We start from the raw sequence: 13816 nt of genomic DNA, 5'->3' as shown, positions 1-13816 counted from the left end.
AATTATGAAGAAGTTTATTTTGATTTTGGGAATAAGTATATTGACGCTTTTTGGATGTAGCAATGACTCGAGTGGTGGAAATGAAACTGAAGATGCACAAACAATCATTTTAACACATGCGTTATCTGAAGATACTACAAACCAAGCTGGAGCTCTTGCATTTAAGGAGTATGTTGAAAATAACTCAGACGGCAAACTCAAAGTGGAAGTTTATCCAAACTCTCAGCTAGGTGGAGATAGAGAACAACTAGAAGGTGTTCAAGAAGGAAGTATTACTGCTGCTCTAACAGGAAGTGCCGTGCAAGTTAACTTTGTCAAGAGTGCGTCGATTTTAGATTTACCATTTGCATTTAGTAGTGTCGAAGATATTATGGCAACGTATAGGGATGAAACGTTATTTAATGCACTTTCCGAAGAATATTCAAGTGCAGGATTTAAACTATTGGGTATTTCCATTACTGACTTTAGAAATCTAACTTCCAATAAACTTATTCGAAAGCCAGAAGATATTAATGGATTGAAAATTAGAACGATGGAAAGTGAATACCATATTGAAGCTTGGAAAGCATTGGGTGCAAACCCTACACCAATGCCTGTTAATGAATTATATACAGCTTTACAACAAAATACAGTAGATGGTCAAGAGAATCCGTTAGAGGTTATCTATGCGCAAAAATTTCATGAGCAACAAAAATATATTACTTTAACTAGACATGTTCCACATCCATTAGTATGGGTCATGAATAAAGAATTTTACGAAGGTTTATCTGAAGAATTACAAACAGTCGTTGATGAGGCGATGGATAAAGCTTTAGTAGCCGCTCAAGATTATCAAGATGAGAACACAGAGAAGATTGAAGCGGAACTTGAAACAGCTGGGGTTGAAATTATTGAATTAACGGATGAAGAACTTGCATCTTTTGCTGATAAGACTAGACCAGTCTGGGATATGATTAAGTCGGATATACCATCTAATGTATATGATGCATTTCTTAAAACATTAGAATAATCATCATGTGAAAATTGCTGATAAAAGAATGAATATGAAAATCAACATGAGTGGAAGAGAAAACAATAAACAGGTAAAGTCTCTTCCACTTCTGTTGTCTTAATGAAAAGAAAATTGGATAAATCCTCTTATACATCGAGTGAGGTATTATCTAAGAGGTGAATTAAGATTGAAATATATTGCGATAGATATTGGGAGTAGTTTTATAAAATTTGCATTATTAGATCTCCATTCTTTAACTATATTAAAAAAACAAAAAACTCGGTCACCTAATCGATTAAAAAACTCAAATGCAAACTATTACGAAATTCCAGCAAAAGAAATTTATGAGATTGTAAAAGAAAAAATAGATGATTATACAGATAATTTTACAAACATTTCTGGAGTAGTATTATCTACACAAATGCATGGTTTTATATATAAAGATTCAGGAACGACAGAGGATATCTATGTGTCATGGCAAGACAATCGATGTTTAAATACCATGGGAAAAAGTGATACATCGTATTTGGAGTATCTTAAAGAACAGATTTCAAATGAAAGTATGATTGATAATGGAGTTTATCTTAAACCATCTTTAGGAATGTGCAATTTATATCAATTGTTATCTGACAAAACAGAAAAAGAAAAAAATGGTGAACTCTATACACTCGGTTCGTATATTATTTCTAATCTAACAGGCTCTAATCTTTGTCATATTACCTCTGCAGCACCATTAGGTTTAGTTAATGTAACAAAGAGAACTTGGGATAATAATATGATTGCAAAAATTGGTTTTAAAAATATTCAATTCCCAAAAATAATAGAAAATGATTTTGATAGTTGTGGTGTGTATTTTTCAAACGGACAAGAGTTAAAGATATTTTCTGATTTTGGTGATCAGCAAGTATCGATTTTAGGTAGCACAACAATTGACAATGATTTAGTTCTTAATATTGCTACTGCTTCCCAAGTTTCATTAATTACAGATACTTTCAACCCAGGTCAATATGAGACAAGACCATATTTTGAAGGGAAATATATTAATACTATTTCCAATTTGCCGAGCGGTAGAAATCTTGAAGTATTTGTTAGTTTTTTTAGTGAATTGCTCGAGAGGATATCTGAACAGGAAGTAGATATTAACCAAATATGGAAGGTAATATTGAAAGATTTTGATTTTAATCCAGAAAATTTGCAAGTAAATATGAACTTTTATGTGACTCCAGATAATGCTAATGGTGGAAACATAATGGGGATTAATTCAAATAATCTTAGGATAAATACACTTTTATCTGCTGCATTTAAAGATATGGCAGAAACATATAATGAAAAATTAAAAATTCTTATTAAAACTCAAAGAGAAAACAATCAAATCATTTGTTCCGGTGGAGTGTCTTGGAAAATACCTCAGCTACTGAAAGTAATTAAAGAAATAACAGGGTATGAAACAGTAACCCCAGAATTTCCAGATGAAGTTTTTGCAGGATTATTTAGAATTGCATTAGTCTGTGGGGGAGTTTGTAAGGATTTAGATGATACTTGGAAATATCAATTTATATTAGAAGGCGATGATTACTATTAATATATTTAGTGATAGATTATTTCAAAAGGAAATCGTGTTAGGTACAATGTTGTCAGAGGTGTATACTCCAAACGTGGTACGGGTATTGAAGCAAGGGGAAATGCAGTTTGTCATCGTTGACTGTGAACATGGTTACTTTGATTATTCACAAATAGCTCAAATTGTGTCAGTTGGTAATGGATTTGGTTTACCAGTTATTATACGTGTTCCAGGTGTTGACAAGGAATTTATTTCTAAGGTACTAGACATGGGAGCTAACGGAATATTGGTACCGATGGTAAATCATGCAGAGGAAGCAAAAGCGATTGTAGAGTATGCAAAATATCCCCCTTTAGGAAAAAGAGGAGTATCAGTTACAAGAGCACATTCAAATTATAATCCAGGTAATTTAAAAGATTATCTTGAACAAACAAACAGAAATACACTAGTCCTCGTTCAAATAGAAACTCAGTTGGCAGTTCGTAATTCAAAAGAAATTGCAGCTGTGGAAGGGATAAACGGTCTAATAATTGGTCCAAATGATTTATCCATGGATTTAGATACGCCTGGTGAAATTCAAACACCTTCAATGGATAAAGCAATTGAAACCGTTGTGCAGGCAGCAGAGCAAAGTAATAAACTTAGCGGTACCATATCAACAAATATGAAATTTTTGCAGAAATGTAAAGAGAAAGGCATGACGTTTTTTAGTTGTAATAGTGAAGTTGGTATGATTTTAAAATCAAGTAAGCAGACGGTTCAACAGTTTTACATTGACTCATTAAAAATTGAATAAGTTATGAATCTATAGATGTTTTATGAAAAATTATAATAACCAAATAGCTATTGCGATGTTTATAATTAGAGAAATTTCTATCATTTAGAAAATGATAATTGGGATTAAATTGGGTTTCCGTGATAGGGCTGGAATCCTAAGCGAGATTTTTTTCAATTAATCAATAAATTTAGTGACGGAAGTAAGTAGTGGAAACAAATTGATAGACAGTAGGATAAGAAAATACAAAATTCTCCTGTATTTATGTCAATTAGACTATTAAGCTAAAAAAGTATTTGACGATATTTTCTAACAATCGCTCTGTTTATGTCAATTTTGTGTAATGTTGTATTAACAGGCGTTATGCTGGCTGTCATTATGCCGATTCATAATCCAGTGTTTAGAGGAAATAAAATGTTAGGTACCACAATGGGAGAGATGTCCACGAATGGTACCTGACCTTTTTTGTATTCCTTTTATTTTGGTCGTGCTATTATTTTTAAAATTTCCATCAAGATAAGCGCTCCTAAGGAAAGTCCGAATGCAATGAGCCACTCTTCAAAGCCAAATACAGCTGGAATGGCAAAGATTTCACGAGCAAATGGTAAAAGGGTAATCCCGTACAGAACAAAACCTAATGCTACAGCACCGATTACATATTTGTTGCTAAATAACCCCGCACCAATCGCTGTTTGTGTAGTTGAACGTGAAGCAAATGTTTGTAGGGTCCGTGAAAGAATTAAAGTTGAAAAGGCCATTCCCACACCTAATTCTGCTGAATGTTGTAATCCGATGTATTGAGCGATGATAACGGCAATTCCGATTAGAGTTCCTCTCGTTAATACCGCTCGCATCGTGCCGCCAGCGAAAATCCCCTCATCAATTTTACGAGGTTTCTTTTTCATGACACCTGGTTCTGATTTCTCCATTCCCAATGCAATCGCCGGTAACGAATCATTCACTAAGTTAATAAACAATAATTGAAGGGCGGTAAAGGGATTTGACCAACCCATAATGACGGCAAATAAAATCGCAATAATTGCCCCTAAATTTCCAGCGAATAGATAACCGATTGCTTTTTTAATATTATCGAATACGGTACGACCGACACTAACGGCGTTCACAATCGAAACAAAATTATCGTCTGTTAAAATCATTGCAGATGCATCCTTGGCAACATCAGTCCCACTTCCCATGGCTATGCCGATATCTGCTTGTTTCAGTGCTGGAGCATCATTGACTCCGTCACCAGTCATAGCCGTAATCTTATTTTTCTTTTGCCAAGCACGAACAATCCGAATTTTATTCTCTGGTGACACACGTGCATAGACAGAAATCTGTTCTAATTTCTCGTCTAATTCTGCTTCAGATAGCGCATCTAGTTCCTGCCCTGTTAGAGCAATATCATTTTCACCCATAAGTCCGATATCTTTCCCAATAGCTTGTGCTGTTGTTTTATGATCGCCTGTTATCATAACCGTTCGAATGCCGGCCTGCTTGGCTTGTTCAATGGAACAATAGACAGCCTCACGAGGTGGATCAATCATGGCAGTTAAACCGACTAAAACTAAATGATGTTCATCATCGTGTTTAATCGTGCTTTTGTCAGTCGGTAGTTGTTTATATCCATAAGCAAGGACGCGAAGTGCTTGGTTTGAATAATCTTCATTTGTTTTTTGAAAAAGCTGTAATAACTCATCTGTTAAAGGTTCTTCTTTCCCATTCATAAGTACATAACTAGCACGGTTAAACATAACATCCGGTCCGCCCTTAGTTAGGAGCATCCTAGAACCATTAATGGTGTAGATCGTTGACATTAATTTTCGGTCAGAATCGAATGGTAATTCTCCTTCTCGTCTGTACTGTTGTCTAATTTTTTCAAAGTGATGAACATAATTAATCAGAGCTACTTCGGTTGGGTCCCCGACTTCTTTTCCTTCATTATTAATATAAGAATCATTACAAAGCACCATAATGTTAAAAAGCATTTCTTCTTCGGAACTCCAATTTTCACGAGCCTTTGGAAGAGAGTCCCTTTTCCCGCTATTTGAGATGAAATAATTAGTAACCGTCATTTTATTTTGCGTTAACGTCCCTGTTTTATCGGTACAAATGACACTGGTGGAACCTAATGTTTCGACTGCTGGTAATTTGCGAATGATCGCATGCTGTTTTGCCATTTTATTTGTACCTACAGATAATACAATTGTTACGATTGATGATAATGCTTCAGGAATCGCCGCAACAGCAACGGCTACTGCAAACATTAATGAATGTAAAATAGCGGTTGTCATATCTTCTGTACTGTCGCCAAACCAGATTCGGCCAACTTCTACTAAAAATATGAGAATGCAAAGGATTAGAATCCCGATGCCGAGCATTTTACTGAATACATCTAGTTTTCGCTGCAATGGTGTTTGTTTCTCTTTTGCCGTCGCAATTAAGCCAGCTATTTTCCCAATCTCTGTTTGTTCTCCCGTACCGATAACAACGAATGTACAGCGACCATAGACAACTAAGGAACTGCTAAACACCATATTTCGGCGATCACCTAAGGCTACCTTTTGCTCAATCGCTTCTTCATTTTTTTCCACAGCTTCTGATTCACCAGTAAGCATTCCTTCATTGACTTTTAACGAACCACTTTCTAGAATCCGCCCGTCCGCAGGTACATAATCACCTGCTTCAAGTAAGACCATATCCCCGACAACAAGCTCTCTAGCGGCTATCGTTTGTCGTTCTCCGTTCCGAATGACTTTCGCACTTGGAGCAGACATATTCTGTAATGCCTCAAGTGAACCTTCAGCCTTTTTCGTTTGGACAACACTAATAACAGAATTAATGATGAGTACAAGAAAAATGATGATCGACTCTACTACTTCTCCAAGGGCTAACTGAACCCCAGCCGCAATTAAGAGAACAATGACCATCGAGTCCTTAAATGTCTCTAGAAATATTTTCCATGTTGGTACTTTTTCTTTCCCTTTTATTTTGTTATAACCATCTCTTTCCAATCGTTTATGTACTTCTTGTTGTGTTAACCCATTTTCTGATGTTTGCAAATGCTCGAGAACCGTTTCTTTACTCTCACGATAGAATTGCATAGGTAAAATGCTCCTTTCCTCATATTTAATATTATTCCTTTATATGCTTTATTTAAATAAGTAAGGCGATTTTACTGGTTTCGTAAATGGTGGAAAGGCTTTTCAGAAGAATTCATTAAGTAGCTACCACTTTCTTTGCATTCCCTTCTACTTCTAAAAATGCACATGGTATACTTAAACTAAATGGAAAATAATTGTTGATTGAGTTCAGTTAGGGGGAGTTTTGATGGGTATTATTAAAGCTGCGGTCGATGCAGTACGTGGAAGTTTAGCAGATCAATGGTTGGAAGTGATTGTGCCGCAGGAGATGAGCGATACGACGGTCATGTCTGTTGGTGTGAAGATGAGGACGAAGGATAAGCGCAATTCTAATAAGAAGGGGACCGATACGACGATCTCCAATGGTTCGGTTATTCATGTGCAACCTAATCAACTTATGTTATTAGTTGATGGTGGACGAATCATTGATTACACAGCTGAAGAAGGTTATTACGAAGTCGTCAATTCATCGATGCCTTCCATTTTCAATGGAGAGCTAGATGAAGCGGTCACAGAGACGTTCAATCGTTTTAAATTTGGTGGCATCCCTTCTTCGTCGCAAAAGGCATACTTTATTAATCTTCAAGAAATCAAAGGGATTAAATTTGGAACTCGGAATCCGATTAATTACTTTGATAATTTCTATAATGCCGAGTTATTTTTACGAGCCCACGGAACGTATTCGATTAAAATTGAAGACCCGATCAAGTTCTATGAAGAAGCGATTCCTCGCAATAAAAATATCGTGGATATCAATGAAATCAATGCTCAATACTTATCGGAGTTCATGAATGCCCTGCAAGCGGCGATAAACCAGATGTCGAGTGATGGCATTCGTATTTCATTTGTCACTTCTCGTGGGATGGAATTGGCCAAATATATGTCCAATGTACTGGATGAGGAATGGACACGACTTCGCGGCATGCGTGTAGAATCGGTTGGAATCAATAGTATTACGTATGATGAGCAGTCACAAAAGCTCATTAATATGAGAAACCAGGGGGCAATGTTACAAGATCCAACTGTCCGAGAAGGGTATGTACAAGGATCAATTGCTCGAGGACTTGAAGCGGCCGGTTCCAATGAAGGTGGGGCGATGAATGGATTCATTGGAATGAGAATGGGGATGCAGGGTTCAGGCGATTTTACTCAAAACGCTTCTGAAACCAATCGTTTTCAAATGCAACAACAAGCTCAGCAACCTGAGCCTCCGAAAAATGCTGATACTTGGCAATGCCAATGCGGCCACAAAAATGAAGGCAAGTTTTGTTCAGAATGTGGAACACCGAAACCACAGCAAGATACTTGGAAATGTGAATGCGGGTATGAAAATAGCGGTAAGTTTTGCTCGAACTGTGGAAATAAAAAGCTTGAGGCATTATCTTGTAAATGCGGATTCACGGCTCCTGAAGGGGCAACGATGAAATTCTGTCCAGAATGCGGGACCAAATTTTAAGAGGTGATTGGCAATGGGGGTTATCGTTTACAAATGCATCAATTGTGGGGGACCGCTTGCTTTTAAGGCAGAAACGCAAAACTGGACATGTGATTATTGTTTAAGTGAATTCAGCGAGCAAGAGGTTCGTGACTTTATCAGCAATGAACAAGTCGGGGCAGAAGAAGTAACTGAGCTAGAGCAGGAATTTCATGAACAAGCAGTCGGATATACGTGTGAAAGCTGTGGGGCAGAAATTGTCACCGATGACACAACAGCCGCAACCTTCTGTTATTACTGTCATAACCCGACGATCATTCCGCGAAGACTGGAAGGGGAATATCGTCCGGAAAAAGTGATCCCGTTTCAATTTAATCGAGAGAAAGCAACAGAACTTTTTATTAATTGGTGTAAGAAAAAACCACTTCTATCGAAACAATTTACAACGGCTTCTGAGCTGGAAAAATTGTCGGGAATTTATGTGCCGTTTTGGTTATTTGATTGTGATCCGATGGGGGAAATCATTGGTGAAGCGACAAAGGTCCGCACCTATACAAGAGGAGATACTCGTTATACGGAAACAAAATATTATCGTTTTCTCCGTGAAGGAAAAGCAATTTTTCAAGATGTACCGGCAGATGGTTCAAGAAAAATGGAGGATGAGCTGATGAGCATTCTTGAACCATACCATTACAAGGATTTAACCGATTTTTCGATGTCCTATTTATCAGGATACTTGGCAGAAAAATACGATATGGATCAAAATGATGTGTACCCAAGAGTGACGGAAATCATGAGGAAAAATATGGGCACATTACTACGAGAAACAGTGAATGGCTATAGCTCGGTGAATGTGAAAAACACGGATATCAGACTAAAGAATGTCAAAGCAACCTATGTGCTGTTACCAGTGTGGATGTTCACCTACCAATTTAATGGGGAGACCTACATCTTTGCGATGAATGGGCAGACCGGAAAAATTGCCGGGAAGTTACCGATTAGCAAAGGTAGGGCGGGAGCATGGTTTGGAGCCGTTTCAGCCGCATCATTCGCAGCCCTTCTGATTGGGGGGCAATTTGTATGGTGAAAAAAATATCCATTTTACTTCTCCTTCTTATTACCTTTGGAACAAGTGCGTTTGCAGATTATGAAAAAGTCTATGATGAGGCACAATTATTTTCAGAAGATGAACGAGCTGAACTCAATGAAAAAGCATTCGCTCTAACTGAAAAAACGGAGATGGATATTGTCATTGTCACGATTGATGATAGTGAGGGGAAACCATCAAGCGAATATGCCCTTGATTTTTATGATGAACATGGCTTTGGCTACAACGGGACATTAGACGGTGTTCTTTACCTATTAAATATGGATGAGCGTGAAGTCTACATTTTTACCAGGGATAAGGGAACTAATTATATCGACGCGAATAGAGTAGAAGAATTGCTCGACTTGGTTTATCCATCTTTAGGGGAAGAGAAGTATAGTGAAAGTGCACATATCTTCCTTGATGAAGTGGAAAAAATGATGGACGCTGGCCCACCTACCGTCTCGGTGCCAGGACATTCAAACTCGAACGCGTCTACTGATTCAGGATATGTCGATACGAACAATGGGTACGCTACGAGTGGAACAACTTGGCTACAGAAACTAGGAATCTATCTCCTCATTTCGATGGCGATAGGAGGAATCACGATTGGCATTATGGCAATGGGAAATAAGGGACGCTCAACCGTCAACGCGAGAACCTATTTACAAGACAACTCCTTCGCGCTTACAAGAAAAACGGATCAACATTATAATACCATTGTCACCCAGCAAAAAATTCCAAAAGCTAATAATAACAGCAGCGGAGGTTCCTTTTCAGGCCGCGCTGGCGGTGGTGGAATTGGTGGAGGCGGCAGGAAGTTTTAATAGCCTGTACCTGTCACCACCCGAAATTTGTCGAAAATATCTCGACAAAACGTGGGTGGTGACAGGCACTTTTTAAGCACTTTGGAATAGATGAAAATGCAAACCAAACGGATCCGACATCATGACACTTTTCTCATTGTAGTCTTGTGTTACCTTGCAACCATTTTCTAATAGAAGTTCCTTGGCCTTAGCAAAGTTCTTAGCGGCTAGCTCGAAAAAGACTTTCTTTCCATCATTCTCTTCAATGAAGAAATTCCGCCCGCCAAAGGTGAGCTTTGTTTCCGAATCATTAGAAGAGGCTTCAGTCATTCCTAAAATATTGGTATAAAACGCAACCGCTTCTTCTTGATTCTTCACTTGAATGGCAATATTATTGGTCAAATCGAAATCAGACTTTTTGTTGATTTTACGTTTCGGATGGTAGCCTTTTTGACCAGATGGAAGTAAGTCAAATAAGTACCAAACAGAGCAGAATTCATCTCCAGGTCCAAAAGGGGCATCAGCGACATGATAGATCTTTCCATCCGCATCTTTTTGGAAAGTGGAGACACCTGGATATTGATAACCATCTTTTTCAAAACCTAAATCTACTTTGAAAGTCGTACCCTTCGTGGAAACCATCGGAAACTGCCACTGGCGTTCGGCTGCATAGGCATCCTGAATTTCTGGTGCATCAGGAGTGGCTACAACAAAGGCAGCTTTTTCAATGATATGAGGATAAACGCCATTAAACCCATCTGCCCACATCGTGCAGTAAGGGCATGATTTCCCCATATTCTGGATCACGATTAATTCATCTTTATCACCGAATAAAAAAGAAAATAAACAAAAATTGGTATAATGAAAAAAGTAGATCTAAATCAAAAAATGAAAGTTAAATTTGAATCAATATTTTACAAAGGACGGATGAAAATGCCGGTTTATAATAAGTTAGTTCGAGATAAAATACCTGAAATTATAAAATCAGCGGGTAAAGAATGTCGCACAAAAGAGTTAATCGAATTTGAATACATAAAAGAGCTAAAAATCAAATTAATAGAAGAAGTGAATGAATATCAAGAGGCAGAAACAGATGAACAAGCTATAGAGGAGCTTGCTGATATATTAGAAATTATTCATAGTCTAACTACGGTTCATGGTGGAGATTTTGCTACATTAGATGCTATTCGAATGAAAAAATTTAACGAACGAGGTGGTTTTCAAAAAAAGATTCTCCTGATTGATGTGGATGATCACCGGTAGAAGAATAACTTAATTTTGTGACATGTTGCTGTAGGAGGGTTCTGTGTGAGTTATAAGTTAAGGCTCTTTTCGCAAATATTGTTGCTTTTCAATCATTCTTGCGAAAATAAAGAACCCTTTTCCCTTGCAAAAAAGATAAGCTAGTTGCGAAAAGTGCCGCGCAAAAATAATGTGTGTCGCGAAAATTAGTACGAGGTGTAAATGTCGGCTTCTGGACATTTACAAAAAAAACCTCAGTCATTACGAAAACAACGTAAGTTAAAGATAGGTGAGTTGAGAGAGGAATATTTAACTGACGAAGAAATCTGGAGAATATTCACAGTCGTTTTATCAAGTAAGTCGGTTAAGTCCTCAACTTATAAATATGCTCTAATCAAATCGATAATAGAAAACTTGTACCAGATAAATGATCAGTTTGAACTTAATTATGACCAATTAGCTTACTCATTTACAAAAATTTATTGGAATTTAATTGTTCACCATAATTTGTTAAACCAAAACAGAGGAAAAACTGCAAAAGTCGTATCAATAATTAAAGAGGAACAAACCAAAAACGCCATTCCTTCCGAATTGATTTTTGATAAAATCGATGATTCATTACAAATCAAGCTTGTTAGTAAAGTTAAATCAACAATGAAAGAGAATGTTTATGGTGCATTATATGGGGATACAAGGGGGAAGTTCTACGCATTTGAACATAAACAAGAAATTCTAAGGCTAAATCCTGCTGTACATGGGTTTATGTTGAACTATCAAAGACTTATCGTAAACCTGACAAATTATCATATAGCAGCAATGATTGAAGAATTAAATGAAGTTCCAAGCATCAATTATCTCCTTGGAAAGGTAGAGAGTATAGCAAAACGATCATCGCTACGTCCCTTTGAGAAAATTCTGGTTACATATTTTAACTCAGAATGCTTTTACTGTAGAAAGAGTCTAACAGGATTAAAAAGAGAAACACATGTGGACCACTTTATTCCATGGTCGTTTGTACAGTCAGATCAAATATGGAACCTCGTCTTATCATGTAATAAGTGTAATAGTTTAAAGAGTGATAAGTTGCCGAAAAGAAGTTATCTAGAAAACATCATTGAGAGAAATAATGAATTATATGGTAAAAAAGAGGATGCTACAATAATGAATCTGATGAAAAATTATAAGCAGAAAAAGATCATTATGCTTTACGATTACTCGGTTAAGAATGGATTTGATACCATATGGACGCCATGAAAATTTATTTAGGTGTGCTATTTTGATTTTGATAGGGGAGTATACTAGTGTTGTGTATTATTCCAAGATTCAAAACACACCCAATATTCAAATTTTAGTTCGTGAGCGCATAAAAAAACCTTTACAATGGAAGTACAGGTGGTTCCTGCCCAAATCCAACGTAAAGGATATCCGTTATGGACAAGAATCAAGAAATAATCTTTCTTGGTTATCCAAATTATGGAGATGGAAACTCCCTATATTTAAATAAAGGACAATTAGAACAATATCACTCTCATTTTATGCCTAATTCTTTAAATTTGGAAACTGGAGAATTAGGCGTTAAGCAAGAAAGAGTTGCGATACCGGATTGTAACTGGCAATAGTGGTGGTCCGGTTATTAATTTGCAGAATGAGGTTATTGGAATAGCCACAAAAGGATTTAAAGACATTTCACCGAATTCGAAAGATGATTCTACTGCGGAGAGCGTGATAGTAAAAATTGAAGATGTTTTGAGCGTTTCTTCAGAAATAAGTAAAATTTTAGCGTGAAAACAGAAAGCATCATCTGCAAAATTGCAGCTGAAAGTATAAAAGATTCCTTTCCTCCTTTGTATTGTTCATGAATATATTTGTTTTCGCAACAACAGAATCCTCATACATATAGATCTCCAAATATATCTTTTGCATGTTAAATAAGCCAACAAGTTTTCTGACTATCAAAAAATGATATAATAAATATAAAAGTAAGAATGAACCGGAGGCGCATATGAATGAAATGGTCTGAAGTTCGTCAGCATTTTCCAGAACGGTGTGTCTTAGTAGAAGCTTTAAAATCAGACACAAGAGGAAAAGAAAGAGTGATTGAGGAAATGTCAGTGATTGATGACTTTGAGAACGGCAATGCAGCATGGAAAGTTTACAAAAAACTCCATGCAGAAAATCAAAGCCGTGAATTATATATCTTTCACACTAATAATGAAGAAATTAAGGTAATAGAGCAGCCATATATAGGGGTGCGAAGAAGAGTATGAAATTTGAAATGGCTGATCATTTACCTCGAGTCACTGTTGAGATTGAATATAGTGGTGTGAAAAAGGTATTTAGTAACGTACTTCTTGATACTGGCTGCTCTTCAACTATTTTAGATACAGATTTGTGTGAAGATATCGGGCTGATGCTCGATTTAGAAAATGCCATTACACGAAAGGTGTATGGGATTGGAGGAACTGAAATCTGTATCGAACAAAAAGTAAGCGGCATGACAATAGAAAAGTTTCAACTTAATGACTTTACCATACAGCTTGGTGATGTTAGAGAGATGCATGGATTTGACGGAATCATAGGCAGTGATTTTTTTCTAGCAAATAAATTAATCATCGACTTTGAAAATATGGAGGTACGAAATAACTAGGTTCAGGTAAACACCACTACATCAATATTTATCTGCCATCACCATCCAAGCCATGTTAAGTGTGTGGCACACAACTCGTTCTAAAAGAACTCTTTCAATTCTTGATTCAACTGCTTTGTTTGACTAGAT

The 13816-nt window shown here is 36.8% G+C and carries 14 protein-coding genes; 12 read left to right on the top strand and 2 right to left on the bottom strand.

Features of this window, described 5'->3' with window-relative positions:
* The first annotated feature begins 4 nt into the window (after positions 1 to 4).
* From AA0X71_RS18625 to AA0X71_RS18615, 3 genes are all read left to right on the top strand, one after another.
* Entirely contained in the window at positions 5 to 1009 is a 1005-nt protein-coding gene (locus tag AA0X71_RS18625) for a TRAP transporter substrate-binding protein (RefSeq protein WP_413356797.1), read from the top strand.
* A gap of 169 nt (positions 1010 to 1178) precedes the next feature.
* Positions 1179 to 2573 carry a sedoheptulokinase gene (locus tag AA0X71_RS18620; protein ID WP_413356796.1) on the top strand — a complete coding sequence of 465 codons (1395 nt, stop codon included), beginning with the start codon at positions 1179 to 1181 and terminating at the stop codon, positions 2571 to 2573.
* Positions 2574 to 2646: 73 nt separating this feature from the next.
* Positions 2647 to 3348, top strand: coding sequence for an HpcH/HpaI aldolase family protein (locus tag AA0X71_RS18615; protein WP_413356795.1), 702 nt, complete (start codon positions 2647 to 2649; stop codon positions 3346 to 3348).
* A gap of 455 nt (positions 3349 to 3803) precedes the next feature.
* Here AA0X71_RS18615 and AA0X71_RS18610 read toward each other — a convergent pair whose 3' ends face one another.
* Positions 3804 to 6431 (bottom strand): cation-translocating P-type ATPase, encoded by a 2628-nt coding sequence (locus AA0X71_RS18610; RefSeq protein ID WP_413356794.1) that lies wholly within the window; start codon positions 6429 to 6431, stop codon positions 3804 to 3806.
* A 226-nt stretch (positions 6432 to 6657) separates the two neighbouring features.
* On the opposite strand from AA0X71_RS18610, the gene AA0X71_RS18605 reads away from it, so the two are divergent.
* The 3 genes from AA0X71_RS18605 to AA0X71_RS18595 are packed head-to-tail and all read left to right on the top strand — an operon-like array spanning position 6658 to position 9819.
* Entirely contained in the window at positions 6658 to 7926 is a 1269-nt protein-coding gene (locus tag AA0X71_RS18605; protein ID WP_413356793.1) for an SPFH domain-containing protein, read from the top strand.
* Between the two features lie 13 nt (positions 7927 to 7939).
* Positions 7940 to 8992, top strand: coding sequence for a hypothetical protein (locus AA0X71_RS18600; RefSeq protein ID WP_413356792.1), 1053 nt, complete (start codon positions 7940 to 7942; stop codon positions 8990 to 8992).
* Positions 8986 to 9819 carry a TPM domain-containing protein gene (locus AA0X71_RS18595; protein ID WP_413356791.1) on the top strand — a complete coding sequence of 278 codons (834 nt, stop codon included), beginning with the start codon at positions 8986 to 8988 and terminating at the stop codon, positions 9817 to 9819. The genes AA0X71_RS18600 and AA0X71_RS18595 overlap by 7 nt, the downstream gene beginning before the upstream one ends.
* 72 nt (positions 9820 to 9891) lie before the next feature.
* Here AA0X71_RS18595 and AA0X71_RS18590 read toward each other — a convergent pair whose 3' ends face one another.
* Complete coding sequence (locus tag AA0X71_RS18590) at positions 9892 to 10674, bottom strand: DUF899 family protein (protein WP_413362673.1); 783 nt, start codon at positions 10672 to 10674, stop codon at positions 9892 to 9894.
* Positions 10675 to 10731: 57 nt separating this feature from the next.
* Between AA0X71_RS18590 and AA0X71_RS18585 the strand changes: the two genes are divergently transcribed.
* From AA0X71_RS18585 to AA0X71_RS18560, 6 genes are all read left to right on the top strand, one after another.
* Positions 10732 to 11061 carry a phosphoribosyl-ATP pyrophosphohydrolase gene (locus tag AA0X71_RS18585; RefSeq protein WP_413356790.1) on the top strand — a complete coding sequence of 110 codons (330 nt, stop codon included), beginning with the start codon at positions 10732 to 10734 and terminating at the stop codon, positions 11059 to 11061.
* Positions 11062 to 11262: 201 nt separating this feature from the next.
* Positions 11263 to 12294 (top strand): HNH endonuclease, encoded by a 1032-nt coding sequence (locus tag AA0X71_RS18580; protein WP_413356789.1) that lies wholly within the window; start codon positions 11263 to 11265, stop codon positions 12292 to 12294.
* A gap of 176 nt (positions 12295 to 12470) precedes the next feature.
* Positions 12471 to 12659: a hypothetical protein gene (locus AA0X71_RS18575; RefSeq protein WP_413356788.1), complete on the top strand. Its 189-nt coding sequence runs from the start codon at positions 12471 to 12473 to the stop codon at positions 12657 to 12659.
* Complete coding sequence (locus AA0X71_RS18570; protein ID WP_413356787.1) at positions 12631 to 12825, top strand: trypsin-like serine protease; 195 nt, start codon at positions 12631 to 12633, stop codon at positions 12823 to 12825. Before AA0X71_RS18575 ends, AA0X71_RS18570 begins: the two co-directional genes overlap by 29 nt.
* Before the next feature lie 221 nt (positions 12826 to 13046).
* Positions 13047 to 13307, top strand: coding sequence for a hypothetical protein (locus AA0X71_RS18565; protein ID WP_413356786.1), 261 nt, complete (start codon positions 13047 to 13049; stop codon positions 13305 to 13307).
* A complete protein-coding gene (locus tag AA0X71_RS18560; RefSeq protein WP_413356785.1) occupies positions 13304 to 13687 on the top strand; it encodes a retropepsin-like aspartic protease in 384 nt (127 codons plus the stop codon). Before AA0X71_RS18565 ends, AA0X71_RS18560 begins: the two co-directional genes overlap by 4 nt.
* Positions 13688 to 13816 lie beyond the last annotated feature (129 nt).

The organism is Robertmurraya phoenicis, from assembly GCF_047302285.1.
In the GTDB taxonomy this organism is placed as follows: Bacteria; Bacillota; Bacilli; order Bacillales; family Cytobacillaceae; genus Robertmurraya.
Note: the sequence above shows the minus strand (reverse complement) of the source record. Positions and strands in the feature narration are given on the sequence as shown.

Excerpts from the sequence above, each read along its gene's own strand:
- AA0X71_RS18600 (WP_413356792.1), top strand. The coding sequence starts at position 7,940 with ATGGGGGTTATCGTTTACAAATGCATCAATTGTGGGGGACCGCTTGCT.
- AA0X71_RS18560 (WP_413356785.1), top strand. The coding sequence starts at position 13,304 with ATGAAATTTGAAATGGCTGATCATTTACCTCGAGTCACTGTTGAGATT.
- AA0X71_RS18565 (WP_413356786.1), top strand. The coding sequence starts at position 13,047 with ATGAAATGGTCTGAAGTTCGTCAGCATTTTCCAGAACGGTGTGTCTTA.
- AA0X71_RS18575 (WP_413356788.1), top strand. The coding sequence starts at position 12,471 with ATGGACAAGAATCAAGAAATAATCTTTCTTGGTTATCCAAATTATGGA.
- AA0X71_RS18625 (WP_413356797.1), top strand. The coding sequence starts at position 5 with ATGAAGAAGTTTATTTTGATTTTGGGAATAAGTATATTGACGCTTTTT.
- AA0X71_RS18580 (WP_413356789.1), top strand. The coding sequence starts at position 11,263 with ATGTCGGCTTCTGGACATTTACAAAAAAAACCTCAGTCATTACGAAAA.
- AA0X71_RS18585 (WP_413356790.1), top strand. The coding sequence starts at position 10,732 with ATGCCGGTTTATAATAAGTTAGTTCGAGATAAAATACCTGAAATTATA.
- AA0X71_RS18605 (WP_413356793.1), top strand. The coding sequence starts at position 6,658 with ATGGGTATTATTAAAGCTGCGGTCGATGCAGTACGTGGAAGTTTAGCA.
- AA0X71_RS18595 (WP_413356791.1), top strand. The coding sequence starts at position 8,986 with ATGGTGAAAAAAATATCCATTTTACTTCTCCTTCTTATTACCTTTGGA.
- AA0X71_RS18610 (WP_413356794.1), bottom strand. The coding sequence starts at position 6,431 with ATGCAATTCTATCGTGAGAGTAAAGAAACGGTTCTCGAGCATTTGCAA.